Annotated in this window: 18 protein-coding genes; 6 read left to right on the forward strand and 12 right to left on the reverse strand. The window is 48.3% G+C overall.

Annotated features, from left to right (window positions below; genetic code table 11):
* Positions 1 to 65 precede the first annotated feature (65 nt).
* Positions 66 to 746, reverse strand: a complete 681-nt coding sequence (locus ACVA6Q_RS16450; protein WP_353497822.1) for a TIGR00153 family protein — start codon at positions 744 to 746, stop codon at positions 66 to 68.
* 206 nt (positions 747 to 952) lie between these two features.
* Between ACVA6Q_RS16450 and ACVA6Q_RS16455 the strand changes: the two genes are divergently transcribed.
* Positions 953 to 2,470 (forward strand): CYTH and CHAD domain-containing protein, encoded by a 1,518-nt coding sequence (locus ACVA6Q_RS16455; protein ID WP_446648197.1) that lies wholly within the window; start codon positions 953 to 955, stop codon positions 2,468 to 2,470.
* Positions 2,471 to 2,502: 32 nt separating this feature from the next.
* Here the strand turns inward: ACVA6Q_RS16455 and ACVA6Q_RS16460 are convergent, their stop codons facing one another.
* Positions 2,503 to 3,273 (reverse strand): potassium channel family protein, encoded by a 771-nt coding sequence (locus ACVA6Q_RS16460; protein WP_446648198.1) that lies wholly within the window; start codon positions 3,271 to 3,273, stop codon positions 2,503 to 2,505.
* Between the two features lie 133 nt (positions 3,274 to 3,406).
* On the opposite strand from ACVA6Q_RS16460, the gene ACVA6Q_RS16465 reads away from it, so the two are divergent.
* Positions 3,407 to 4,663, forward strand: a complete 1,257-nt coding sequence (locus tag ACVA6Q_RS16465) for a methyl-accepting chemotaxis protein (RefSeq protein ID WP_446648199.1) — start codon at positions 3,407 to 3,409, stop codon at positions 4,661 to 4,663.
* 140 nt (positions 4,664 to 4,803) lie between these two features.
* Here ACVA6Q_RS16465 and panC read toward each other — a convergent pair whose 3' ends face one another.
* From panC to sfsA, 7 genes are all read right to left on the reverse strand, one after another.
* Positions 4,804 to 5,697 carry a pantoate--beta-alanine ligase gene (gene panC, locus ACVA6Q_RS16470; protein ID WP_353497826.1) on the reverse strand — a complete coding sequence of 298 codons (894 nt, stop codon included), beginning with the start codon at positions 5,695 to 5,697 and terminating at the stop codon, positions 4,804 to 4,806.
* An 8-nt stretch (positions 5,698 to 5,705) separates the two neighbouring features.
* A complete protein-coding gene (gene panB / locus ACVA6Q_RS16475; protein ID WP_446648200.1) occupies positions 5,706 to 6,500 on the reverse strand; it encodes a 3-methyl-2-oxobutanoate hydroxymethyltransferase in 795 nt (264 codons plus the stop codon).
* A 24-nt stretch (positions 6,501 to 6,524) separates the two neighbouring features.
* Complete coding sequence (gene folK, locus ACVA6Q_RS16480; RefSeq protein WP_446648201.1) at positions 6,525 to 7,010, reverse strand: 2-amino-4-hydroxy-6-hydroxymethyldihydropteridine diphosphokinase; 486 nt, start codon at positions 7,008 to 7,010, stop codon at positions 6,525 to 6,527.
* Positions 7,010 to 8,365 (reverse strand): polynucleotide adenylyltransferase PcnB, encoded by a 1,356-nt coding sequence (gene pcnB, locus ACVA6Q_RS16485; RefSeq protein WP_353497829.1) that lies wholly within the window; start codon positions 8,363 to 8,365, stop codon positions 7,010 to 7,012. Before pcnB ends, folK begins: the two co-directional genes overlap by 1 nt.
* An 87-nt stretch (positions 8,366 to 8,452) precedes the next feature.
* Positions 8,453 to 9,340, reverse strand: coding sequence for a tRNA glutamyl-Q(34) synthetase GluQRS (gluQRS, locus tag ACVA6Q_RS16490; protein ID WP_446648202.1), 888 nt, complete (start codon positions 9,338 to 9,340; stop codon positions 8,453 to 8,455).
* Between the two features lie 80 nt (positions 9,341 to 9,420).
* Positions 9,421 to 9,867 carry an RNA polymerase-binding protein DksA gene (gene dksA, locus ACVA6Q_RS16495; RefSeq protein WP_042501194.1) on the reverse strand — a complete coding sequence of 149 codons (447 nt, stop codon included), beginning with the start codon at positions 9,865 to 9,867 and terminating at the stop codon, positions 9,421 to 9,423.
* 131 nt (positions 9,868 to 9,998) lie between these two features.
* Positions 9,999 to 10,709 carry a DNA/RNA nuclease SfsA gene (sfsA, locus tag ACVA6Q_RS16500; protein ID WP_446648203.1) on the reverse strand — a complete coding sequence of 237 codons (711 nt, stop codon included), beginning with the start codon at positions 10,707 to 10,709 and terminating at the stop codon, positions 9,999 to 10,001.
* A 50-nt stretch (positions 10,710 to 10,759) separates the two neighbouring features.
* Between sfsA and hrpB the strand changes: the two genes are divergently transcribed.
* The 4 genes from hrpB to acnB all read left to right on the forward strand — a co-directional run bounded on the left by hrpB (position 10,760) and on the right by acnB (position 20,945).
* On the forward strand, positions 10,760 to 13,228 hold the full coding sequence (gene hrpB / locus ACVA6Q_RS16505) for an ATP-dependent helicase HrpB (protein WP_446648204.1): 2,469 nt from the start codon (positions 10,760 to 10,762) through the stop codon (positions 13,226 to 13,228).
* A complete protein-coding gene (gene mrcB, locus ACVA6Q_RS16510) occupies positions 13,225 to 15,618 on the forward strand; it encodes a penicillin-binding protein 1B (RefSeq protein ID WP_446648205.1) in 2,394 nt (797 codons plus the stop codon). The genes hrpB and mrcB overlap by 4 nt, the downstream gene beginning before the upstream one ends.
* Before the next feature lie 76 nt (positions 15,619 to 15,694).
* The gene (locus ACVA6Q_RS16515; RefSeq protein WP_446648206.1) at positions 15,695 to 18,010 is read left to right on the forward strand and encodes a patatin-like phospholipase family protein; all 2,316 of its coding nucleotides are present in this window, start codon (positions 15,695 to 15,697) and stop codon (positions 18,008 to 18,010) included.
* 337 nt (positions 18,011 to 18,347) lie between these two features.
* Positions 18,348 to 20,945: a bifunctional aconitate hydratase 2/2-methylisocitrate dehydratase gene (gene acnB, locus ACVA6Q_RS16520; protein WP_353497834.1), complete on the forward strand. Its 2,598-nt coding sequence runs from the start codon at positions 18,348 to 18,350 to the stop codon at positions 20,943 to 20,945.
* A gap of 91 nt (positions 20,946 to 21,036) precedes the next feature.
* Here acnB and ACVA6Q_RS16525 read toward each other — a convergent pair whose 3' ends face one another.
* The 3 genes from ACVA6Q_RS16525 to ACVA6Q_RS16535 all read right to left on the reverse strand — a co-directional run bounded on the left by ACVA6Q_RS16525 (position 21,037) and on the right by ACVA6Q_RS16535 (position 26,809).
* Complete coding sequence (locus ACVA6Q_RS16525) at positions 21,037 to 24,423, reverse strand: response regulator (RefSeq protein WP_446648207.1); 3,387 nt, start codon at positions 24,421 to 24,423, stop codon at positions 21,037 to 21,039.
* Positions 24,424 to 24,646: 223 nt separating this feature from the next.
* A complete protein-coding gene (gene rsmC / locus ACVA6Q_RS16530) occupies positions 24,647 to 25,669 on the reverse strand; it encodes a 16S rRNA (guanine(1207)-N(2))-methyltransferase RsmC (protein ID WP_353497836.1) in 1,023 nt (340 codons plus the stop codon).
* A gap of 66 nt (positions 25,670 to 25,735) precedes the next feature.
* Entirely contained in the window at positions 25,736 to 26,809 is a 1,074-nt protein-coding gene (locus ACVA6Q_RS16535; RefSeq protein ID WP_446648255.1) for an AI-2E family transporter, read from the reverse strand.
* Positions 26,810 to 26,856 lie beyond the last annotated feature (47 nt).

The raw sequence follows: 26,856 nt of genomic DNA on the forward strand, positions 1-26,856 counted from the left end.
CTTAAGCATTGTCTGTGCTCAACGCCTAATACTTCTTCGCTCTTTGTTACTTAGTTAACGTGTGTTTAAGACCTAGACAGCATGAGTTCAAGACGAGCGCCTACGCGCTGAGCTTGATCTGCAATACCGCCGACCCATTCAAGAATTTTGTACAAGAACATAACGTCGATTGGGTTCATGTCTTGTTCAATCGCCATTAGTTGCTGACGAAGCTGGATTTGCATGGCATCGGTATCATCTTCGATGACATCGAGTTGGTGAATCATCTCTGCTACCAGAGTCACTTCACGACCTTTAAAGCCTGTCTCTAGCAGTTCATCCAGCTCATTGATAACTTTCTGAGCTTGGTTGGCTGCATCAAGACAACGCTTCACATAAGCGATGAAGTTTTCTTGAAGTGGCGCAGGAATGACAAGTTGGCGACCGTAAACACGACCGGCAATGTCTTTGGCAAGGTTGGCAAGCTTATCTTGCTGCGTCAGTAGCTCTAGCATATCGCTACGGTCTACAGGCAAGAACAGGCCGCGTGGTAGTTTAAGACGGATCTCACGTTTCAAAACGTCGGCTTCTTTCTCAAGATGAGAAATCTGCGCACGGATCTCCGCTGCTTTTTCCCAATCACCCTTTGAGCTTGTCTCAAAGAAGTTGATAAGGTGAGAGCAACATTCTGTTACGCACACAACGTGGCGCTGCAAAGGCTTAATTGGGGACTTTGCAAATAACCCCATAATTGTATTTACTGGCATGGTTGTTCAACCTAATTAATATAACCTGAAATAAACATACACCAATATCATGGTGAAATGTTGAGCGATGGCTATAAAGGCGCGCATGTTAACCCATTAAAACGCCGATTTAAACTGTTTTAGATCATCATTTGGGTGATATTTGTCACTTGCTGATTAGTACAATTGCTCATATCCTGTTGTGAGTGTCCCCGAAAGGTAAAACTATGGAAACCGAGATAGAACTGAAGTTTTTTGTTTCTCCTGATTTTTCAGAAACTTTACTCAGCAAGATTGCTGAAACAAAAGTACTTCAGCACAGTTGTCGCGAGTTAGGAAACACTTACTTCGACACCCCCGATAACTGGCTTCGTCAGCATGACATTGGACTGAGAATTCGTCGTTTCGATGATGTTTTTGTGCAAACCATGAAAACCGCAGGTCGCGTCGTTGCGGGGTTGCATCAACGTCCGGAATTTAATGCTGAACACACATCAAATGATCCAGAACTCACGCTACACCCCCTCGACATCTACCCAGAAGGGCGCAGCGTTGAAGAGCTGCAAGCTCAATTGGTGCCGATTTTTGCCACCGACTTTACGCGTGAGCAATGGTTGATTGGTATGGCCGATGGCAGTCAGGTAGAAGTGGCGTTTGATCAAGGTTTAGTGTCATCAGGGGACAAAACTTACCCTATCTGCGAAGTCGAACTCGAGCTTAAATCGGGGCAAACAGACGTGCTATTTACGCTTGCTCGCGCCTTCTGTGAGGCGGGCGGTATTCGTCTTGGTAACTTAAGTAAAGCTGCGCGAGGCTATCGCTTAGCGGCGGATTATGGCGGCGATCCGGTGAAAAGCCTGGAGCTGGTGGACACCTCGGACACAGACAGTGTTGAAACCTGCTTTATCCAGTCTCTAGAGCATGCTTTGGCGCATTGGCACTATCACGAGCAGATCTATACCGAGCACGAATCGATTGAAGCGCTGCTCGAAATCAGCCATGCACTGAGCTTTATTCGTCAAACTTTGACCGTATATGGCAGCATTGTCCCTCGACGCGCCAGCGCTATCGTCAGGCAAGAGCTGAAGTGGCTAGAGCAAGAACTTGCTTGGCTAAAGAGCTATGAACATTTTGAAACACTTTTGGAAGACAAAGGACACGTGCTTCGTAAGCTTGATGCTCGAAAATTCCTCGTTTCAAAGCTAAAAGAGCGTGAGCAAGACTTGCCAGATCGCGAAGATATGTTGCGACTGATTCATTCGGGACGATATGCGGGTCTGTTACTGGACCTCAGCCGTTGGATTTTGTCTCGCGGTTGGCAGCCATTCTTAGATGATAAAGCACGCGAGAAAATGGCTCAGTCAATCAAGCCATTCTCCATGCAGCAGTTGGCACGCACTTGGGCTGAGCTGATGGATGCCTTCCCGCCCAAAAAATCACTGACACGTCAGGAATACATTGAGCAGCAGTACCGACTGATGCGCAACCTTTACACGGGTGTTGGTTTCGCCAGCCTTTACAGCATGGAAGAGCGGAATAATTTTCGCTTGCCGTGGGCAGACTTGCTGCAAGGCATTGATGATCTGCTGATGTTAGAGCTTTTAGAGCCGCTGGTGGAAAAACTGGAAGGCGAAGAGCGTGAACAGCTTGAACGCTGGCTACGTCGCCAAGAGAGCTCGATTCTGCATGCCATGGAGCAAACTAGGCAAATCAGTATTGAAGCTGAGCCATATTGGCAAAACTAGTACAAATTAGAATAGGGAGGCTTTAGGCCTCCTTATTTTTTCTCGCGTTCTAGTGATTCAATTTTCTGTTCCATTTTCTCCAGCTTATGCAACATCACCTCTTGCTGATTGAGCACCTTTTGTAACATCACTTCTTTGTGTTTGGAGCGTCTTTCATCCATGGAACTGGGTGAAGATAGGAGCGAAGTGATCAAGCCCGATGTCATACCAAACATACCGACACCGCAGATAATAATCATACCAGCCAAGACCTTACCCACGCTTGTAACTGGGTAGTGATCACCGTAACCGACGGTCGATACCGTGACGAAAGCCCACCAAACAGCATCACCAATATGCTGGATATTCGCATCAGGATCGCCACTTTCCGCCCACATAATGAGTCCAGCGCCAACCGTAATTAGCAGCACAAGCAGCAGAAGGATCGAGGCGATTGTCGTCTCATGCTTGTTGCGAGCAAGCTGTCTTAACAAGGTTTCACCAGAACGAATGACAAGCACTACGCGGAAAATGTGAAAGACACGAGCAAAGCGCAGTGGCTCGATCATCGGCAGACTGGCGAGGAAATCAATCCAATGCGTTTTCATAAATTGCACTCGATCTGTGGAGCGGATCAGATCCACAACAAGTTGCAGAATAAATAAGCTACAGATAATAAAGTCGAGGCCGATAAGAACAGTACGCTCATCCTCGTTGATGGGAGCAAACAATAAGGCTGAGATCACAAATAGAGCCATAAAAGAGAGGATAAGTGACAATAAGCTCAGAGGCTTAACTTCAGTTTTGGTATCATTTGCTTTCATACGAGGCTCGAAATAAATAACTTGGTCTCATGAGTCACAATTCCCCCTACGGCTTTGGCATGCAGGCAAGTGATGATGACATTCAGTTAGAGAAAGATTCTCTAACTATATAATAATTAATGGAGAACGGATAATGACCGCACTGACATTTAAACCATGGGAGCGACTCATCACGGATGTACGCTTGATCCCTAAGATGTTGATGTTGATGATTTTTAGTACCGTATTGCTGATTGGTAAGCAGTTGTGGGATGCAAGCACATTTTACGACTCCCTTCTTGCCGCAACCCAGAACGAAGCGATTGCTCAGCAGCACTACGAAGCCTATCTAATTCAAGTCGTATGGCAGACTGCCCTAATGATTGTTCTCTTCGTGGCTCTATTGTTGTTTGCCGCGAAAACTATGCTTAAGCAAACCAACTATTTAAGTGATGCGATTAAGCGTATGGCCGATAAAGATCTTACCATTCCTGTGCTTATGGAATGTAAAGATGAATACGGCGATGTGGCGCGTGAACTTGAGAAAACGCGTGTCCACCTGCAAGACATCATCAAGACTCAGGTAGCGACCTCTCAAGAGCTAGCGACGCTGACTGAAGTGATGACACTTAGCATGTCTGAGACCAAAGAATCTTCTCAAGAAGAGTTCCAGGAAATTGATCAACTGGCGACGGCAATGAGCGAAATGACGTCGACGGTACAAACCGTGGCTGATCATGCGCAAAATGCTTCGCAGCTGACTGAACAAGCGTCGGGTCAAGCAGAGACAGGTCAGCGCTTTGTACAAGGTACCGTGACTAAGATGAGTGAGCTGTCGAATGATATCTCTGCATCAGCCCAGGCGGTCAACCAAGTGGAAGAGCGTGTTGAGTCGATTGGCAGCGTTGTTGGTACTATTCAAGGCATTTCAGAGCAAACCAACTTACTTGCGCTTAATGCGGCGATTGAAGCGGCACGTGCGGGTGAAGCTGGCCGCGGCTTTGCTGTGGTTGCGGATGAAGTACGTAACTTAGCGCAGCGCACTCAGCAGGCGACGGTTGAAATCCAAGAGATGATTTCTCACCTTCAATCGAGCGCCAATTCTGCGGTAGAGCTAATGGAGAAAAGTGTGGTTGAAGCGGCAGATGGTGTGGAGCTTGTGACCAATGCCGGTGCTGAACTTGATGGCATCGTTAACCAAGTCAATCAAATCAATGACATGAACTTCCAAATCGCGACTGCAGCGGGTCAGCAAAGCAGCGTGGCGGAAGAGATGAACCAAAACCTCACCAATGTTCGCGAGTTGGTTGAAGCGTCTGTGACGGTGGTGACAGAGCTTTTAGAGACATCAGAGATGATGCAAAGCAACGCAGAAGAGTTGGACGGAAAGATCAAATCATTCCGAGTTTAATGCGAGCTCATAGCGTCTAAACCGGAAGGTTTACATCATTAAAAAACGGCTCACTTGGTATCAAGTGAGCCGTTTTTCTATCTATTATTCATCTCTATTCAGTGGCCATCTTTATTGGCTGGCAACCGCAATCGTGATGACTATTGATTTTCTTCGCTGCTTGTCTCAGGTTCCACTTGGGTATGCTGAAGTTCGAGTACTTGATTGTCAATCAGGCGCGCTTTGCCCAAAAACGCTGACATTAAAATGACCGCTTGCGCCGAGCTCTCGTTGATCGCTTGTAGGGAGTGTGCATCACGAATGAAAATTTCATCCGGCTGCAGACCTGCTGCGCGCAGTTGGTCACTAGCATCTTCAATGATAGATGGGTAGTCGTCACGGCCGCCACGAATCGCGCTGTTCATCCAACGCATGGTTTTAGCCAGTACTGGTGCACGTTGACGCTCATCCATAGTTAGGTAGCCGTTACGTGAACTCATTGCGAGACCGTCCATCTCACGGACAGTTGGCACACCAATGATCTCGATATTCATCGCCAGATCGCTCACCATTTGACGGATCAAAGCTAATTGCTGGAAGTCTTTCTCACCAAAGCAAGCGACGTCCGGTTGCACGATGTTAAACAGCTTAGTAACGATTGTTGCGACGCCTCTAAAGTGCCCTGGGCGTGATACGCCTTCGAGCATGTGTGAGATGCCCGGCACTTCAACAAACGTCTGTTTGTCTAAACCTTGTGGGTACATCACTTCTGGTGTCGGCGTGAAAACCAAATCGACGCCTTCAGCGGTCAGCTTACTAAGATCATCTTCGAGTGTGCGAGGATAGTTGTTGAGGTCATCCGCGCGCTCAAACTGCATAGGGTTAACAAAAATACTCGCTACCACTACATCTGCATTCTCACGAGCTTTGCGCATCAGCGTTAGGTGACCTTCGTGAAGGTTACCCATAGTCGGAACAAAGGCAATTCGGCGTTGTTCACGCTTTAGCTGAGCAATTTGCTCTCTAAGTTCTGCAATATCAGCGAAAGTTTGCATGATTCCCCCTAGGCAATCGTATGAGCGTCGTCTGGGAAAGCACCGCTTTCCACATCCGCGATATATTTAGCAACGGCGCTACGCATGTCGCCCGTTTCAGCCAAAAAGTTCTTTGAGAATTTAGGCATGTAGTTCGCTGAAATGCCAAACATGTCGTGCATTACTAGGATTTGACCATCGGTGCCATTACCTGCGCCAATGCCAATCACTGGAACATCAAGCACTTCTGTAATGCGCGCTGCGAGTTCAGCAGGAACACACTCAAGTAGAATGATCTGCGCGCCAGCTTCTTGTAGTGCAAGTGCGTCACGTACCATTTTGTCCGCGTTCTTTTGATCGCGGCCTTGTACCTTGTAGCCACCAAAAATGTTCACACTTTGTGGTGTTAGGCCTAGGTGAGCACAAACGGGAACCGCGCGCTCAGTCAACATTTTTACTGTATCAACCAGCCAGTCGCCACCCTCTAGCTTCACCATGTTTGCGCCAGCGCGCATCAGTGTTGCTGCGTTCTCACACGCTTGCTGTGGGGTTGCGTAGCTCATAAACGGCATATCTGCCATCAACAAGCAGTTAGGGCTACCAGCACGCACTGCGCGCGTGTGATAGGCGATGTCTTCAACAGTCACTGGCAAGGTATCGTTGTGGCCTTGCAGTACCATGCCGAGTGAGTCGCCGACTAAAATAACAGGCATCTCTTGGCTTTCAAACAAAGCTGCAAAGCTCGCATCATACGCGGTGGATGTTGCAAATTTGCGACCTTCGCTTTTCCACTTCATGAGGTCGTTAATGTTGATTTTTTTCATTTTTAATCCTTATTAGGGGCTTGGCTAGGATTGCCAAACTCTGAGTCCATTGCGGTCGACTTGGTCGATAAGTACAGTGAGCTCAGTCCCATCAGGGAGTTGTAAATTTGGTGCGATTTCCATAAGCGGATAGAGAACAAACTCACGTTGTTTCATTCCATAGTGCGGAACCGTTAAGCGCTCGGAATCGATCACCTCATTGCCGTAAAGAATGATGTCGAGATCGAGAGTTCTTGGACCCCATCTCTCATCTTTACGGACACGCCCACGTTCTAGCTCGATAGCTTGGGTGCAATCGAGCAGTTCCAAAGGCGTTAATTCGGTAGTTACCTTTGCCACAGCGTTGATGTAATCGGGCTGATCTTGTGGCCCCATCGGTGTACTGCTGTAAAGGGAAGAGCAAGCCAATAGCTCGCTCTTTGGTAGTGTTTTCAATGCCTCAATGGCCACTTTGGCTTGCGAGATAGGATCGGACAGGTTGCTGCCAATCGCAATGTAGCAGATGGTCATTACTCAGCACTCTTCGCTTTTTTGGCTTTTGGGCTTCGTTTGCGACGTGAGCCAGAACGCGAGCTCGAACCACCAAGGTCATTCACCATTGCTTGACGCATATTGCGACCTGCTGATTGGAATGTGCCCCACCATTTAGCTAGAGCGGCGACTTCACCACCTTCGATTTCGCCACGCATTTCGAGGAAGTCGAAGCCGGCGCGGAACTTGTTGAGCTCCATGAGGCGGAAAGCGCGTTTGCCAGAGCGACGCGGTAAGCGAAGTTGTAGCTGCCAGATCTCGCGAATCGTCGCGGTGTGACGACGTGGAATTGCAGTCGATTTCACCTGCTCATCAAGGACAATGTTGCTGGCTTCCATCATCGCGTCGTATTCGGACATGCCGCGCTCCATCAACTCTTTGGCGTGCTCCATCATTGGGTACCAAAGCATGGCTGCGAACATAAACGCTGGATTGACGCGTTTACCTTCCTCGATACGCTCATCGGTGGCATCAAGGACCAAATCAAGTACTTGCTCTGACTGGGACGAGTAGTCCTCGGTAAAGTGCGGCGCAATAAGTGGGAACAATTGTTGGAACAAGTTGTACTCACGCATTAGGTGATAGGTCTCTAAACCGTAACCAGATTGCAGCAGCTTAAGTGACTCTTCGTACAAACGTGCCGATGGGATGTCACGTAGCAGTGGTGCAAGCTCTTCAATCGGTGCTGCCGTATCTTCTTCGATATCAAAATCGAGCTTGGCGGCAAAACGAACTGCACGCAGCATACGAACAGGATCTTCACGGTAGCGCACGTCAGGCTCGCCAATGAGGCGAATCAAACGGTCTTCAAGATCTTCAACACCGCCAGCGTAATCGTGAATCGAGTAGTCACCAATGCTGTAGTACATCGCATTGATAGTGAAATCACGACGCTCAGCATCTTCATCAATGCTGCCGTAGACATTGTCACGTAGCAGCATGCCATCTTTGCTCTGTTGAGAGACGTTCTTTTCTTGCTCTTGGTGATGACCTCGGAACGTCGCGACCTCGATAATGTCACGCCCAAACATGATATGAGCAAGGCGGAAACGGCGGCCAATCAGGCGACAGTTTCTAAACAGCTTCTTGATCTGCTCTGGCGTTGCGTTAGTCGCTATATCGAAATCTTTAGGTTGTTCTCCAAGCAGCAGATCACGCACGCCACCACCAACGAGGTAGGCGTCATAACCTGCACCGTTTAAGCGGTAGAGGACTTTTAACGCGTTATCGCTGATTTGCTTGCGCGAGATGTTGTGCTCGTCACGTGTATAGACCTGTAAGGATATGTCACTATATACATGATGAGCTTTCTGGGAATTTTCTTTTTTATTCATAGTATTAACGCAATTAAGGTTCGCGAAACTGGGTGATTTTTACCCAAGCTCCGTGCCTGACGCATGAAATTTGCCGCTTATTCTAGCCTAGAGCGACTCATTTGAGAATGGTGGTTTGATTTTGAGCTGATTTGGAAGCTGAAATAGCTGCCAATTCTCAACTCCCCATTGCACGATTTTGGCGATATTTTGACCGGCGATATCGTCGCTTATCTCAAAGCCTAGAAAGCGCATTGCATTGAGCAAGGTCGGTTTCGGGTTGCTGAGATCAATCGCTGTCGCGTGATTTTGCTTAGACAGCTTATTGCCACTGTCATCAATCGCGAGCGGCAGATGCAGATAAGTGACAGGCGCGGCACCCAAGGTCTTATACAAGCTGATTTGGCGCCCGGTTGGCTCAATGAGATCAGCGCCACGTACGACCTCTGTGACGCCTTGATGGATGTCGTCGAGCACCACGGCAAGGTTATACGCAAACAAGCCATCACGGCGTTTGATAATGAAGTCTTCCTTAGCGAGTCCATCTGGGATGGTCAATGTTCCGTGTTTCTCATCCACAAAACAAGAAATTGGATAATGCATCTTAAGACGTACGGAGCAGCCTTGGCTATCAGTAAGCGCTTTGTCGCGGCATTCCCCTTGGTAGAAACCGCCAGCGGCCTTAATTTGCTTGCGAGTACACTCGCATAGGTAAGCTTGCTCCTCTGCTAGCCAACGGTCAATTTGCGCTTGATAATCGTCTAGGCGCTGACTTTGGTATAAAACCTCACCATCCCAATTAAGCTCGTAGGCTTTTAGGGTTTGTAGAATTAGCTCTGAGGCGCCTTCAACTTCTCGTGGTGGATCGATATCTTCGATGCGAACCAGCCAAAGCCCATTTCGGGACTTAGCTTGAAAGTAACTGCCTAGAGCAGCCACGAGAGAGCCAAAATGAAGGGGGCCTGACGGAGAGGGGGCGAATCGACCAATATACATAGTGCTTAAATATAGCCAGTGCTTAATTGTGTTTGAGGAGTAGATCAAAAAAGGGAGCGTGTGCTCCCTTTTTTCGCTTGTTAGCCTTGCATCTGTCTTTCTTTGATTTCTGCAAGTGTCTTACAGTCGATACACAAATCAGCTGTAGGACGCGCCTCTAAGCGGCGGATACCGATCTCGATACCACAAGATTCACAGAAGCCAAAATCGTCTTCTTCAATCTTGTTTAGCGTTTTTTCGATCTTTTTGATCAAACGACGCTCGCGGTCACGGTTACGTAGCTCTAGGCTGAACTCTTCTTCTTGAGAAGCTCTGTCAACCGGATCTGGAAAGTTAGCTGCTTCGTCTTGCATGTGGTGCACAGTACGATCAACTTCTTCCCTAAGTTGGTTGCGCCAAGCGCTTAAGATTTTAGTAAAGTGATCCAATTGAGGCTGTGACATGTATTCTTCACCAGCTTTTTCTTGGTATGGATCAACACCTGCAATGGCTAGGATGCCTAGCGCTTTTTTCTTAGATTCTGGCATGCAGCATCTCCTACTTACACCTAGTCAACTGTGCGAACAGTTAATTTTAAGGCGGGTATCTATAGCAAAAACAAATGCCGGTGGCAAACGAAGTTTGTTAATCTTCTTCTCAATGTGAAGTGGCATCACTTTTAACTGAAATCCAGCGCGGATACGAGCCTAATTTCATTGTCAGAAAACGCTGCCTTATAACAAATCACTTCAACCCCAGCCTGCCTTGCTTGCTCAAGTAATTGTGAATATTTCGCATCTATATGGTGTGCCACTGACACTTTTTCAATCCCTGAATGCAAAACTGCGAAAAATAATACGGCTCTATGTCCGGTTTGAACCATTTCTGTGAGCTCTCTCAGGTGCTTCTGACCACGAATGGTCTTGGCATCTGGAAAATACCCTTGTCCCGTATTGCCTTCATCCAGCAGTGTGACACTTTTTACTTCGATGTAGCAATCCGCACGATCACTATCTTGCAATAAAATATCCACTCTGCTGTTTTCTTGACCGTATTTCACCTCGGTCTTTAGAGTTTGGTAACCAATCAGCTCTTTTACAACGTTATTTTCTATTGCTTCAACCACTAAGGTGTTAGCACGAGCGGTATTGACGCAAATCGAGTGTCCTGCCTTAGTATGGGTCAGTTCCCAACTATTTGGGTATTTGCGCTTTGGATTGTCTGAAGTGGAGTAAAAAACAGTAGAGCCAGGAGCGGCGCATCCTGTCATTGCTCCTGTATTGGCGCAGTGAATGGTGATCTCTCGATTATCACTGAGCGTGATGTCAGCAAGGAAGCGTTTGTAGCGCTGGACGAGTTTCCCTGATTTGAGTGGTGGATCGAAGTGCATTTTGAGGCCGTTTTTTATTAGAATGATGGACTTCATTACAACATAAGGTCATGCCCTTGTCACAGTTGCCTATCGAACTCGTGTTGCCACAGCTGACGCAAGCCATTGCAACAACGAACCAAGTTATTCTCAAAGCGGCCACTGGTGCTGGTAAATCGACTCACTTTCCATTGAGACTGCTGCAATCAGGTATGGTTAGCGGCAAGATTATCATGCTGGAGCCTCGGCGTATCGCGGCGCGCAACATTGCGGTCTATATCGCTTCTTTGCTGGGTGAATCGGTGGGTAAACGGGTAGGCTACCGAGTGCGTGGCGAGAGTAAAGTCAGTGCGGAAACAAAGCTAGAGATCGTGACGGAAGGTGTATTAACCCGTATGCTGCAAGACGATCCTGAGTTGACGGACATTGGGATGATCATCTTTGATGAATTCCATGAGCGCAGCTTACATGCTGATACTGCGCTCGCTTTTGCTCTGGAGAGCCAAGAAGCGCTGCGCGATGATCTTTGTATCGTCGTGATGTCAGCGACCTTAGATGCAGGCGATCTCAAGCGCGTACTTCCTGATGCGAAATACATCGAATCTGAGGGACGTTCTTTTCCCGTTGATATCGACTATCAGTCGATGTCGCAAAACGATCGACTGCCGGAGTTTATGGCGAAACAGATTGAACGCTTGCTACTTCGTGAGTCGGGATCTTTACTCGCATTTCTCCCCGGTGTTGGCGCGATTAAGCGAGTGCAAGAGCTACTTGAGCAAGCGCAAATAGAGGCTAGCATTTGTCCATTATATGGTCAGCTCGATTTTGCCGCGCAGCAAGCGGCGATAGAGCCGGCAAAGCCCGGAGAGCGTAAAGTCGTACTGGCGACCAACATCGCGGAAACTTCACTGACGATTGAAGGTATTCGCTTGGTGGTCGATTCTGGCCTAGAAAACCAAGCGTGGTTTGATTTAAAAACCGGTATCTCCCGTCTTGAGCAAGGGCGTATCGCTCAGTCTTCGGCGATTCAGCGTGCTGGCCGAGCTGGGCGAATAGAATCAGGGCTGTGCGTTCGCCTTTATAGTGAGACTCAATTTCAATCACAGCCAGAGCAGAGTACCCCGGAAATTTTGCGTAGTGACTTAGCCTCGTTGCAACAAGAGCTGATTCGCTGGGGCTGCACCAATGCCAATGACCTTGCTTGGATTGATGCACCGAAACACGCCCACCTTCAGCAGGCGTGCGACTTGCTGACTAAGCTCAGGCTCATTGATCGTGCAGGTAAAGCCACTCAACTTGGTCAGAGGGCGTATCAGCTTGGCGTTGAGCCTCGCTTAGCGAGCATGCTACTGCAAGCAGAGGCGCTTGGAGAGCAAGCACTTAGCTGCGCGATTGCGTTGTGCGCCTTGATTGAGGAACCAGAGCGTAATGAAGTCGATGTGCGCCAATCGCTGCATCGTTGGCAGCAAGGAATTATCGCGCGTCGATCGCTTCTTATGCAGCGAGCCCAAGCCATCGCTTCTCGCTTTAAGCTTAACTTCTCGCTTGGTCGCGTTGATGAATCTTTACTTGGCGTTGTCGCAGCATTGGCATTCCCCGATAGAATAGCGCTGGCGCGAAACCACTCAGGACACTATTTGCTCGCAAACGGCCATGGTGCTTCGTTAGATAATCAGCATCGCCTCTCTGACGAGAAGTTGTTGGTGGCGCTGGATTTAATGCGTTCAGGGCAGGGCAGCAGTGCGATTTATAAGGCACTGCCGATTGATATCGATGAGTTAGAAAGCACTCTGCCTGGGCTGATTGAAGCGTTGACTGTTGTTGATTGGGATGACGACAAAGGACGATTTATTGCTAATGAGCAACGTCGGATTGGCGCAGTGGTGATTGCGAGTCGAGAAATTCCCGTGCCGAGTGACGCAGATACAGCTAGCGCGCTACTTGGGTATGTTCGCCGAAAAGGGCTTGGCGCCTTAAATTGGACTGACAGTGCTGAGGCACTGAGCCAACGAGTACAATGTGCTCAGTTGTGGCTCTCTGAGTGCGATTGGCCAGCAATGAGTCAGGAAGCGCTGCTCGACAACCTAGAGCAGTGGTTGCTGCCGTTTATGACTGGCATCAGCAGCGCTAAGCAGCTTAAGAAAGTGGATCTGATGGCCGCCTTAGAGGCGATGCTGGGGTGGGATAAATTAAAGCTACTCGATGAACTTGTGCCCACTCACCTAACAGTGGCATCGGGGAATCGCAAACGGATTCGTTATCAGGCAGGAGAGGCGCCGATGCTATCGGTGAAGCTGCAAGAGATGTTTGGTGAGAAAACCTCGCCAACCATTGCTCGCGGCACTCAGGCGATTGTGCTTGAGCTGCTTTCTCCTGCACAAAGGCCACTGCAAATTACCCGCGATCTCGCGGCGTTTTGGCAGGGAGCCTATATAGAAGTACAAAAAGAGATGAAAGGGCGTTACCCCAAACATCCGTGGCCCGATGATCCAATGAATCATCAGGCGACCAGTAAAACCAAAAGACAACTAAATTCATGATAGTAAGAAATAAACAAGCGGCGCCGGCCAAGAAGCCTGCGCCAAAGAAAACGCCTGCCAAAACAACGACCAAACGCAAAACAGCGCCACGTCGTCCAAAGCGCAAATCGACGCGCGGTAAAAAGGGCAAAGTGGGTTGGGGCAAGCGTCTGTTTTCCATTGGTTGGAAACTGGCGTTAGTCGGCGCGGTAGCGATGGGGGCGGTTCTTTATTACTTGAATCAAGTGGTAAAAGAGCGCTTTGAAGGAGAGTTGTTTGAGCTGCCGACGGTCGTTTATGCTCGAGTGCTGAGCCTCTCTGTGGGCGATTCGATTACACCTGCGCAGCTTCGTAACGAGTTGGATGTGCTTAGCTATCGCAAGGTGTCAGCGCCACGTCATCCTGGAGAGTACTCGTCTTCATCGACTAAGATCGAACTGATTCGTCGTCCGTTTGAATTCGCGGATGGCCCTGAGCCTGATCGCCATGTGATGCTTTATTTCAATGACGGCACACTGTCTCGCATTCAATCGCTAGAGCAAAAGGGTGATCTGGGCTTTTTGCGAATTGAGCCAAAAATGCTGGGCATGCTTGAGAAACAAGCCGATGAACAGCGTTTGTTCTTAAGGCGTGACCAGTTTCCAGAGATCATGATTGATGCACTGATTGCCACCGAAGATAGAGATTTCTATCAGCATGACGGTATTTCTCCAACAGCGATCGCGCGTGCCTTTTTTGCCAATATTCGTGCTGGACGCACGGTGCAGGGGGGCAGTACGCTGACTCAGCAGCTAGCGAAAAACCTATTTTTAACCAGTGAGCGCACTTTATGGCGTAAAGTGCGTGAGGTGTTCATTGCGCTGATTCTGGACTACCGCTACAGCAAAGATCAGATCCTAGAAGCGTATTTAAACGAAGTGTACTTGGGGCAAAGTCGAGGTGAAGCGATCCACGGCTTTGGTCTGGCGGCGCGTTTGTACTTTGGTCAGCCGCTACAAGATTTGCGTATTGATCAACTCGCGTTGTTGGTCGGCATGGTCAAAGGACCGTCATACTACAACCCAATTCGTCATCCAGAGCGTGCCAAACAGCGCCGTGATTTGGTGTTGAAGCTGATGATGGATCAAGAGATGCTCACTGGGCGTGAGTTTGAAATGGCCGCGTCACGCGATTTGGATCTGCAAAAAAATCCACAGATAGCCAGTCGTCAGCCAGCTTATTTTCAGCAGCTTAAGCGAGAGCTTAGCCGTAAGGTCGGCGATAAGATCAAGGCTTCAAAAGGTGTCAGGATCTATACCTCGCTCGATCCGGTATCGCAGGATAAGCTAGAAAAAGCGATCGCAAAGCGTGTTCCTCAGCTCGAGAGAACCTCGGGCAAAGGACTAGAAGCAGCAGCGGTTGCGGTGGATAGAACGACGGGAGAGATCCGCGCTATGGTGGGCGGTAAGCGCACCGGATACAGCGGCTTCAATCGAGCGCTGAATGCCAGTCGCCCTATTGGCTCTTTGGTGAAACCGGCAGTCTACTTGACTGCTTTAGAGCAGCCAGAGAAGTACGACTTAGCGACCACACTTCAAGACACATCACTGACCTTAAAGGGCAGCAAGGGCAATGTGTGGCAGCCGCGTAACTACGATCGTAAGTTCCGCGGTGATGTGCCTCTGTATCAAGCTCTGGCGAAATCACTCAACGTACCCACAGTGCGCCTTGGCATGTCTTTGGGCATTAAAAACGTTTCAGATACTTTAGTGCGCCTTGGCGTGGATGCTGACGAAATCCGTCCAGTACCATCGATGTTCCTTGGAGCAATATCGTTAACACCTTATCAAGTGGCACAGATGTTCCAAACGCTATCGAACTCGGGGCGTCAAGCTGAGCTGTCAGCGCTGCGCTCTGTAGTTACCGTCGATGGTGATGTGATTTACCGTTCGTTGCCGAAAGCGAGTCAGAAAGTGCCTCAGCAAGCGGCATGGCTGACTACGTTTGCGATGAAAAAAGGTGTAGCAGAGGGGACGGGGCGTTACTTGAACAGTCAATTTGCTTGGGCGGCACTGGCGGGTAAAACCGGCACCAGTAACGATACCCGAGATAGTTGGTTTGTCGGTGTGGATGGGCGTGAGGTCACCACCATTTGGGTCGGACGAGATGACAACAAATCGACGAAACTTACGGGTTCAAGTGGTGCATTACGCGTTTACTCGGATTACCTCGCTGCGCGCATCCCAGAGAAGCTCATTTTACCGTGGCCTAAGAACATCAGCATGATTGGTTTTCAGTCTCAGCAAGGGGGGGCGCTGCAGCTTGATTGCGGTAACCCGTTCGAGTTACCGGTATGGGATGAAGGCGGTGAGCTTAAAGCATCGTGTGACAACCAACCCAAACAGTGGATAAAAAATCTATTTGATTGGTAAATTGGATTAGTGTTAATTATATGGAGAGTCGTTAATATACTGATATATTGACCATAATTATTAAGCGCTTTTAGGGATGAATGTGAAACGCCTAACTCATTGGCTTTTAGCCGTCGCCACCTTCTCTTGCAGTGGAGTGTTGGCCGCACAGAACGTAACACCAAAGGCTGAACATGCCGATGAGCGTCCAACCATTGGGGTGGTGCTTGCCGGCGGCGGTGCGAAAGGCGCCGCACACATTGGTGTCCTAAAAGCGCTAGAAGAGATGCAAATACCGGTGGACATCATCACCGGTACCAGTATGGGGGCGTATGTCGGAGGGCTTTATGCTACAGGCATGAGCGCCGAAGAGATCGAAAGCTTCATCTACACGGTTGATTGGAATAATGGTTACCGCGATCGCGTTAACCGAAGTCAGCGCCGTATCCGCGACAAAGAAGCCGAAGACCGTTATCAAATTCGTACCGATATTGGTCTGCATTTTGGTTCCATCGAAGCACCGAAAGGGGTGGTTCAGGGGCAAAATATGCTGCGTATCTTGCGTAAAACGACAGGCAACCTTCCACAGTTTGAATCCTTTGACGAGCTCGCCATTCCGTATCGCTCGGTCGCGACCGACATCCTTAAACTTGAACCTGTGGTAATGGAAGATGGCTATCTGGTTGATGCCATGATGGCTAGTATGTCCGTGCCGGGTGCCTTACCGCCTTATGAGGTTGACGGTTATCTATTAGTCGATGGTGGTGTGACTAACAACATGCCAGTTGAGCTTGCTAAACAGATGGGTGCTGACATCATCATTGCGGTGGACATCAGCAGTGATTACAAAACTCGTGAGGACTTCAATAGCTTCTTTAGCGTCGGTGAGCAGTTGTCTAACTACTTAGTAAGACGCAGCACTGAAGAGCAGATGCAAGCATTAGAGGATGGTGATATCTACCTTCATCCAGGTGTTGGACAAATCTCGACAACAGATTTTTCCTCCATGCCTCGTGCTTATGAACTTGGCTATCAAGTAGCATATAAAAATGAGCAGCAGCTGCGCGCACTATCCGTTAATGGCTCCAAATACCAGCACTACATTGATGACAAGCAGGCAGCGAGACGTGAATTGGTGTACGGTGACGAGAATGTTGTCGATAAAATCGTTATCAATAATCAGAGCCACTACAGTGATGAGTTAATCACTACTCGTCTTGGGCTAACCGCTGGTGAAGTACTTGAGACCGATGAGATAGAGCGCCGTATCGAGGAGTTGTATGCTCTTGATCGTTTTGAGCTGATTACCTACCAGTACAAAGAGGTCGATGGTGAGACCAATCTGTTGGTCGACGTTAAAGAAAAATCCTGGGGTCCAAACTACATGGACTTTCGCTTTTACCTTGAGGAAGACTTTAACGCCAACAGCTTTTATTCCATCGGGGTAACCACCAACTTTACGGATCTCAATGATCGCGGTGCTGAGTTGCGTGTGAATGCTGACTTTGGTACCGACAAACGTGTCGAAGCTGAGCTCTACTCGCCGTTTATGCTCAACCAAGATTTGTTCTGGTTAGCGGGAGTGAAGTACAGCAGTGATAAACGCAATGTGCTTTGTGAGATCAACCCGTCAGGGGATGATTGTGTGAAACCAGCGCTCAAAGGAAGTGCGGACTTTATTCCAGTGACCTATCGAGAATGGGAAGGCGAATTAGCCGCCGGATACCAGCCTGCGTTATGGCAAGAGTTTAAACTGGGGGCTCGATACACCACAGGAGAGTCGCTTGTGTCGCCTCTGCCATCGGCGGGTAAATTTGACTTTGATCGTAAGGGGTTATTTGTTAATTATCGCCTCGACACCCTCGATGACTTCGTGTTACCGACCAAAGGTTGGTACGTGAATCTGGAGTACTTACACTCTCATGATAGCGGAGAACAAAACCTTAATACCGAAGCGTCGAGCTTTTCGGATTACGCCAAAGAAATCACGGTGCAGACGAAATATGCGCGCACGATTGGGCGCAATACCTTCGTTGGTTCTGTTGATGTGGGGATGATTTCCACCGAGAATGATTCTTTACCTGTTAGCCCCCGAGAGCTTGGCGGATTCTTGAATTTATCCGGTATTCCTCGCAACAGCTTAATTGGTCAGAACAAAGCGTATGGTAGTTTGGTCTACCGTTATCGCTGGTTTGATAATGACTTTGGCATGTTCCAGTCCCCTGTTTATTTAGGGGCGTCTGCAGAATATGGTGGCGTTTGGACGGATGAGAAGTTCTCGGACGCACCATTGTTTTTAGCAGGCTCAGTGTTTGCAGGAATAGACTCACCGGTTGGGCCAATAATGCTCTCCTATGGGCAGGTTGAGACGGGACTGCGTTCGTTCTACTTGATTATTGGTTCCTCTTACTAACTGAATGTCTTCTAAAGCCCAGGTTGTTAATCAGGTCTAGCTATCACCGAAAGTAATACTGAACATAAATGCAAAAAATGAAGGGCCAATTTGACGCTAACGCGTTGCGACTTTAGTCGGAAATCGTTGATTTTCACTCAAACTTGCAATGTTGGTCAAAATGGGAAGATTTTAATTTAACGTTAAATTTGGTATCCTTCGCCCCACTGTTTGGCCTCTCTGGCGCTGTTGATTCAATTAGTTGAAGACGACCAATGGCAAGGGAGAGCCAAGTTTCCAAGGATGTCCACTCCGAATTCTAATTATAAGGAGGGACCGCAATGAGAGGAAAGAAGTCGTGCTTGAAGCCTATCGTAAACACGTCGAAGAGCGTGCTGCTGAAGGAGTTGTTCCTAGACCCTTAGACGCTGAACAAGTTGCAGGACTTGTTGAATTACTAAAGAACCCGCCTCAAGGTGAAGAAGAGTTTATCCTCGATCTCCTAGAGAACCGTATCCCACCAGGTGTAGATGAAGCTGCTTACGTTAAAGCCGGCTTTCTGACGGCCATTACCAAAGGTGAAGTGGAATCACCTCTAGTTAGCCGTGAAAAAGCAGCGCAACTACTTGGTACGATGCAAGGCGGTTACAATATTGAATCTCTCGTGTCATTGCTCGATGACGCAGAGCTCGCCCCTATCGCGGTTAAAGCCCTATCACACACACTGCTGATGTTTGATGCTTTCTACGATGTTGAAGAGAAAGCAAAAGCTGGTAATGCTTATGCGAAGCAAGTGATGACCTCGTGGGCTGAAGCAGAGTGGTTCCTATCGAAACCTGAACTTCAAGAGAAGATCACGCTTACCGTATTTAAGGTAACGGGTGAGACAAACACCGATGACCTATCACCAGCACCTGATGCATGGTCACGCCCAGATATTCCTGTCCATGCTTTGGCGATGCTAAAGAACGCTCGCGATGGTATTGAACCGGATCAACAAGGCTCAATTGGTCCAATCAAACAAATCGATGCGTTAAAAGAGAAAGGTCATCAGCTCGTGTACGTGGGAGACGTTGTTGGTACGGGTTCTTCTCGTAAATCAGCAACTAACTCTGTGCTTTGGTTCATGGGTGATGATATCCCGAACGTACCAAACAAACGTGCTGGTGGTTACGTACTTGGCGGCAAGATTGCTCCTATCTTCTTTAATACAATGGAAGATGCGGGCGCGCTACCTATCGAAGTTGACGTAACTAAGCTGAATATGGGTGACGTGATTGACGTTTATCCATACGAAGGCAAAGTCTGCGACCACGCTTCAGGCGAAACACTGGCTGAGTTCGGTCTAAAAACAGATGTACTGATTGATGAAGTCCGTGCAGGAGGTCGTATTCCACTGATCATCGGTCGTGGTCTTACAGACAAAGCGCGTCAATCACTAGGTCTTGCACCTTCTGAGGTATTCCGTCTTCCTGTTGCTGCAGAAGATACTGGAAAAGGTTACACGCTTGCTCAGAAGATGGTAGGTAAAGCATGTGGTGTTGAAGGTATTCGCCCTGGCACTTACTGTGAGCCTAAGATGACAACGGTTGGCTCTCAGGATACAACGGGTCCTATGACGCGTGATGAGCTAAAAGACCTTGCGTGTCTTGGTTTCTCTGCTGACCTTGTCATGCAGTCTTTCTGTCACACATCTGCATATCCAAAACCAGTCGATGTGAACACGCACCATACGTTGCCAGACTTCATTATGAACCGTGCAGGTGTGTCGCTTCGTCCGGGTGACGGTGTTATCCACTCATGGCTAAACCGCATGCTACTACCAGACACAGTAGGTACCGGTGGCGACTCACATACTCGTTTCCCGCTAGGCATTTCTTTCCCAGCTGGGTCGGGTCTGGTTGCGTTTGCCGCTGCAACGGGCGTAATGCCATTGGATATGCCTGAGTCAATCTTGGTGCGCTTCAAAGGTGAGATGCAGCCAGGTATCACGCTACGTGACCTTGTTCATGCCATTCCTTACTACGGAATCAAACAAGGTCTGTTGACGGTTGAGAAAGCGGGCAAGATCAACGAGTTCTCGGGTCGTATCCTAGAGATTGAAGGTGTTGAGCACCTAACGGTTGAGCAAGCGTTTGAGCTGTCGGATGCATCAGCTGAACGTAGTGCAGCTGGTTGTACGGTTAAGCTGTCTCAAGACTCTATTTCTGAGTACCTAAACTCGAACATCACTATGCTTAAGTGGATGATCTCTGAAGGCTATGGCGACCGCCGTACCATCGAGCGTCGTATCACTGGCATGGAAGAGTGGCTAGCAAACCCAGACCTAATGACGGCCGACGGTGACGCTGAATACGCGCACGTGATTGAAATTGACTTGGCTGACGTTACAGAACCAATTCTATGTGCGCCAAACGACCCAGATGATGCTCGTCTACTATCTGACGTTCAAGGCACTGAAATCAATGAGGTATTCATTGGTTCATGTATGACTAACATCGGCCACTTCCGTGCGGCTGGTAAGCTTCTAGATAAGTACAACGGTCAGCTTGATACGCGTCTTTGGGTAGCGCCACCAACGAAAATGGACCGTGACCAGCTTACAGAAGAAGGTTACTACGGTATCTTCGGTCGTGCGGGAGTTCGTATCGAAACTCCGGGGTGTTCGCTATGTATGGGTAACCAAGCTCGCGTAGCGGATGAAGCGACGGTAATGTCGACATCGACACGTAACTTCCCGAACCGTTTAGGTACAGGTGCGAATGTATACCTGGCGTCTGCTGAGCTTTCTTCAGTGGGTGCGATTCTTGGTAAGATCCCAACTAAGGAAGAATACCTAGAATACATGAAGCAGATTGACCCAACAGCAGCGGATACTTACCGTTATCTAAACTTCCATCGCATGGCAGAGTATACGGAAAAAGCCGATACGGTGATTTTCCAAGAGCCAGCGTAATTTAGCTAGCAGTAGGCAGTAAAAAACCACGGTGATGACCGTGGTTTTTTTATGGCTTGAGTAACTGGCTCAGGGTTGGATTTGAGCTTCGCTAGCTGGTGAGAAGGCGCTGAAGTTTATCGCGTAAACTAATGATGTAGTCGCGCTCTGGTCCTTGCTTATGGCAGTGCTCTAGAATGTATTCCACAGAGCTTAGGACAGTGCGCCATCGTGGCGTTTTCGGCAGCGTTTCAAGGCGCAGGTACTTATCTAATGTTCGGGTTTGAAGCGTGCTGCGGTCTAAGTAGACGCGCCACAGCCCACTTTGCTCAGCGAAGGCAAACTTGCTTTGGCCTGTGACACTCTCCCAGTAGGTTAGTGATGTGGTCATGGTTTCGACGAGGATCTCGCGCATAATTTCCGGACGCGATTTTTCTTCACCTTCCGCTTTATCAGCTAAGCGAGTGAACTCACCACCGAGCTCTTTGAGTTCTTTAAGCTTGGCTTTATCACCTTCAATAGCATAAGTAGATAGGGCATCGATGGCCGTTTCGAGGTTCTTCACTCGGCTAGCATCGAGCGACATTCCTTGCTCAAAGATATAAATACTCTTCAGTCCAGAACCTTCAGGAAGCATCATGATGTCGGCATTAATGTGCTGACGAACATCATCGACGAAGGCATCAATTTCACCAAAGTAATGCTCCTGGTTTAGGTGAATGAATTTCGGCGCGATTAACTCTTCAATGCTGGCACGCTTGAGCTGCTCAACAGAGCGCTTAAACAGGCGTCCGGCACTTTGGTTAGCAAACTGAACCTTAAGATCTTCTCGGATACACAAAATGGCTTCAGGAGCATTGTCGAGTTGTTCAATCAAACGTCCTTGGGTTTCAAGTAAGCTAGCTTCGACCATGGCTCGCTGTTTGAGTTCGTATTTCAGGTTTTGGTTTTCCGCGCGGCGCTCTTCGGCTTTGCTTGCCTGCAAGTGAGCTGCAATACGAGCAGCGAGTTCCGGCTTACTAAACGGTTTCGCCAAGTAGTCATTAGCACCCAGCTCAAAGCCGCGTACTCGGTCTTCTGGTTGGTTAAGAGCGGTAAGCATGATGATAGGCAGTGCTGCGTGGTCGTAAGTTTCACGTACCGACTCACACACTTCAAAGCCGCTCATGCCTGGCATCATAATGTCGAGTAGTAGCAGTTCTGGCTTTTCTTTCTCAATCTGATTCAGCGCTTCAATACCGTCTTTGGCCAGGCGTACTTGATAGCCTTCTAGTCGCAGGAAGCTTTCGAGAATGCGCAGGTTCACCGGCTCATCGTCAGCAATGAGCAATACTGGGCCATTAGGGTTTTCAGGTAGTACTTCCTCTTCTTCCAGAGCGAGCTCTGCGGATTCAGAAATTTGAAAATGACTCACAGAGCAAGCTTGTGATTGCGCTTCAATTTCTTGTTGGGTAGCTAGAGGCAGCGTAAAGCTGAACGTTGTGCCGACATGTGGCTGACTGCTTACGTACAGCGAGCCACCCATGAGCTCGATAAGCTGACGGCTAATGGAAAGACCCAGCCCGGCACCTTGGCGGTAATGACCAGAGTCGTGGCCTGCCTGTACTAAAGGCTCAAAAATGTGTTCAAGCTGCTGAGCTGGGATACCTTGGCCGGTGTCGACCACCTGAACGCGAATATGGTCACTCATAGCGGTCGCAGAAAGGACAATTTTACCTTCGTTAGTGTACTTAATCGCGTTACCAAGTAAGTTGTAAAGCACTTGCTCAAGGCGCTGCGGGTCGGCTGAAATCAACGGCAGCGGTTCAAGGACTTGGTTGATAATGCGGATCTTTTTGTCGCCAAGTAAGTGGTTAGAGAGCTCAATCACCAGTTGAGTCGTGCTGGTTAAGCTCAGAGCTTGGCGTTCGATATCAAGGCTACCGTAGCGCATTTTGTGGTAATCGAGCAGATCATCAACCAAGCTCGCAAGACGTTGGCCACTGTTGACGATGATATCCAGCTGGTACTTGTGATTGGCGCCAATGGGGCCATTGGCACCAGAAATCATCGCTTCAGCAATACCAATCATGCCATGCAGTGGAGTACGCAGCTCATGCGATGTGGTTGCAAGAAACTCATCTTTGAGCTTATCGGCCAGCTGTAATTCTTCGTTTTGTTTTTTGATGATCGCAAGGCTTTGTTCTAGTTCTTGGTTTTGGCTTTTAATGAGCTCAATCTTGTCCTTAATTGAGCGGCGCATACGTTCAAAACTGAGTGCAAGACGGCCAATTTCATCGGCACGTTCCAAACTAATAATCGAAGGGTCAAGGTCGCCCCCAGAAGCGCGCTCTGCAGCCCAGGTAAGTTTCAATAGCGGTGATGTAATGAAGTTAGAAAGGTAGTGTGATGCGATGACCACGACAACAATCGCAGTCAGCATGGCGACCACAAACAAGGTCTCTAGCTGATTGACGCTGGCAAACGCAATTGCCTCAGGGGTTTCGACAACCAGTGCCCAATGGGTTGTGTTAAGCGCGATAGGCGCAAATGCGGCAAAGTATTTTTCACCTAATGCACTTTGATAGCGGCTGACATCGGTGATGCCAGATAAGGCTTCGGAGATCACGGTGTCACTATTGGCGATAGTTTCTTCGCTTAAGCCAATAATTTTCGCTGAGTGGTCGCTCCCCACTAAAAGTACGTTGATGTCTTGCGGTGTTCCATCGGTAATCAGCTTAGTGATACCGCTAATTGGCAGTCGGAACATCGCATAACTGTGCAAGTAACCTTGTTGGATGATTGGAGCACCCACCCAAGCATACTGCTTACCTTCATATTCAGCAAAGTCTGAGACGATGACAGGTGTGTATTCTTCGTTTTCTTTGCGTTTGAGTTTCACTTCCGATGTAAGGCGCGCAAACGTCTCACCTAAGACACGAGTTGAATAGCTGCCGGTTTCGAGGTTAGTGCCGAAGTAATCGAATTTGTACACCGAGTAAGTCACGTTACCCGCTAAATCGACCAAGATGATGTCATCGAAATCTGAGCGCTTTAAGTGTTCCATAAAAGCGCGGTGGTAACGTTTGTGTAGTAAGCGATAGCGCTCACTACCAACGTAACTACTAGAGTCTGGGAGAATGGTGGTTTTCACTTGGTCGCCGGAGCCAAGAATATAACGCTCCTGAGCATGTTGACGGGCTTGCTCAATATCGTCGCCGAGGCTTTGGAATGCATTGACTAGACCGTAGAAACGGCCGCCACTGGCAAAAGCAAGCTCGGAGCGAACAAAGCCCATGACTTCGGACTCTTGAGCATTAAAATAATCGACGATCTGCTGCTTTTTAGTATCTCGCAGTGAAACAAGGTGAGAGGTGCTTTGGTCGCGAAGATCCTGGCTATGTGCATTAAGAAAGAAAAGCGCAATGATAGTGAGCGGCGTGATGCTGAGCACCAAAAACGCCATCATCAGGGTGTTTTGCAATCGTTTAAATTTCTGTTTGCGACGCAGCTTTAACATGGGGGAAAGATTCTCTCACTCAATCAACTAGACACTCTTAACCTTGCCAATTTATAGACTTATTTTTTATTGGCAAGTAAGTGACAGGTAAAGCGTGTTGGGACACACAAAATTACCGTTAGTTGGTTAGCTTTGTAAGAGATTACCGAGAATTGAGAGAATTATCGCGCTATTCAGTGCCGGTTATTGTGGTTGATAGCGCGATAAAATCGAACAGAGAAGGTTATTTTGCAGCGTGATAAATGGCAAATTTACGGTTTTTGGCCACTGTCTTACAATGACCAAACTGCTGCTCAATAATCGGCGGATATTTGAGGAAACTGTTGGCGACAATCCAAAGCTGACCCTGTTTATTTAAATGTTTAGGGGCATCAGATAATAGGGTTTCTGTCGCTGAGTAGCTGGTATCGAGCCCTGCATGAAAAGGCGGGTTGCTGACGATAAAATCAAAATCGTTGCCGATATCGGAATACACATCAGAGGCAAAAACCTCACCCGATAATCCATTGGCAGCGAGAGTCTGCTTACTTGACTCAATCGCAAACGCGTTGATATCACATAGGTTAAGCTTACTCGTTGGGTTCTTCAGACCCATATAAGCGCCAATGATGCCCGCGCCACAACCAAAGTCGAGTACTTTGCCTGTGAGCTCTGGAAGGTTATTGAGCAGAAGTTGAGTGCCGTGGTCGAACTCACCGTGGCTAAATACCCCAGGTAGGCTCTTTACAGTGATAGCAATGCCATTGAGCTCAACATGGTAAGTCTTGATTTGACTTTGTAAATCAAACGAATCAGGAGCTTGTTGGCAAATGCCCCAATAAAATGAGCAGCGTCTTGCTGAGTCGTACTTATTGATGGGACCGTAGGTGGCAAACATCTTCTCAATGCTTTTTACGCCTGAGCGATTTTCACCCACCACCACGATTTCGGTCTCATTGCCAAGTGCTGCCAGTGACATATGCAGTAGCATTTGCGCTTCTGCTTTCGCCTTTGGCCAGTAAAGTAAGACCATGTCTGCATCAATATCGGCTGGTAGCGATGCGCCAAATAGAGTGTCGATTTTTGATGAAGATTGCAGTGAACGATAGGTAATGTAGTTGCTGGTGAATACCGTTACTTTGTCGCAGTGGCGGCTCAGTTCAATCGGGAAGCTATCTTCTATTTCACCAATAACCAACACACGCTTGCCGGCAAAATACTCTAGTTGTCGTTGTGCAATTTGACTGGGTGCGATGTAGCTTGCCATGGCGATGTTTCTCTCGAAATAAAAAGGGAGGCGATTCTCTCACAAACCCCTCCCTGAAAAAAGACTCTAGCTTCTATCTTGGCCATCAAGGAATTCTTTGAATTCCTCTTCATACATGTTGAACAACACCATAGTAATCGCGAAGATCAGCGGGCCGTAGATTAGGCCGATAAGACCAAACAAGTGAATACCACCAAGTAGCGAGAAGAAGATCATTAGTGTATTCATACCCGCACTACCTTGCATTAGTAGTGGGCGCAGTACGTTATCAATTGAGCCAACCACGGCGATACTCCAAACAGCCAAGAATAGCCCCCAACCAGTGTCACCGGTGATCAGAAGATACGCCGTAGCAGGAATCCAAATCAGCGCCGTACCCACCACTGGAATGAATGAAGCGAAGCCCATCATGGTGCCCCAGAATAGTCCAGGGAATCCTGCCATCCACATACCAAAGCCGCCAGCGGCACCTTGTGCGATTGCGGTTAAAAACGAGCCCATGACTGCAGACTTGGATACTTTTTCAATTTCACTTAGTAGGCGGTCTTCTTGGCTACGAGAAAACGGCAAAATATGACGGATTGCTGCGATGAGTTTGTCGTGATCGCGCAGTAGGAAGAACAATACAAACAACATCAAGAAGAAGTTCATCAAGAAGTTAGTGGCATCGCCAAGAATTTTTGCGCTCATAGCAACTAGGTTAGAGCCAAGAGAGGTGGCAAATTCCGCCGCCTTTTGAGCGATGTCTTGCGGATTAATAGCATCGAAAGGTAGGTATTCGTTGACGAAATCAAGACCAGTGACGACCCAAGGGTGGGCGATAACTTCTTGAATGCCGCCGCCGGTCACCCATTGGTACATGTTCTGGGAGAAGACGGAACCTTGTTGAACAATCGCGCTAAAGACCAACATGAGTGGCATGACAATAATAAAGGTCAGTACGATACAAGAGAGCAAGGCAACAATGTTCTTGTGCTTAGGAAGCTTTTGTTCAATCCATTCATGGATAGGAAACATCAATAGTGACAAGATAAATGCCATGACAATGGAGTTGATGTAAGGCTCCACTAAGAGATAGCAGGCAAACGCGGCAAAGAGTAGGGCTACAATCAGTACCCAATGGCTGGCCGTCACGTTCATTTTGTTGTTCACGAAGTTTCCTTTTTACTGGAAGTGTAGATGCGATA

Source organism: Vibrio sp. DNB22_10_4 (genome assembly GCF_052879755.1).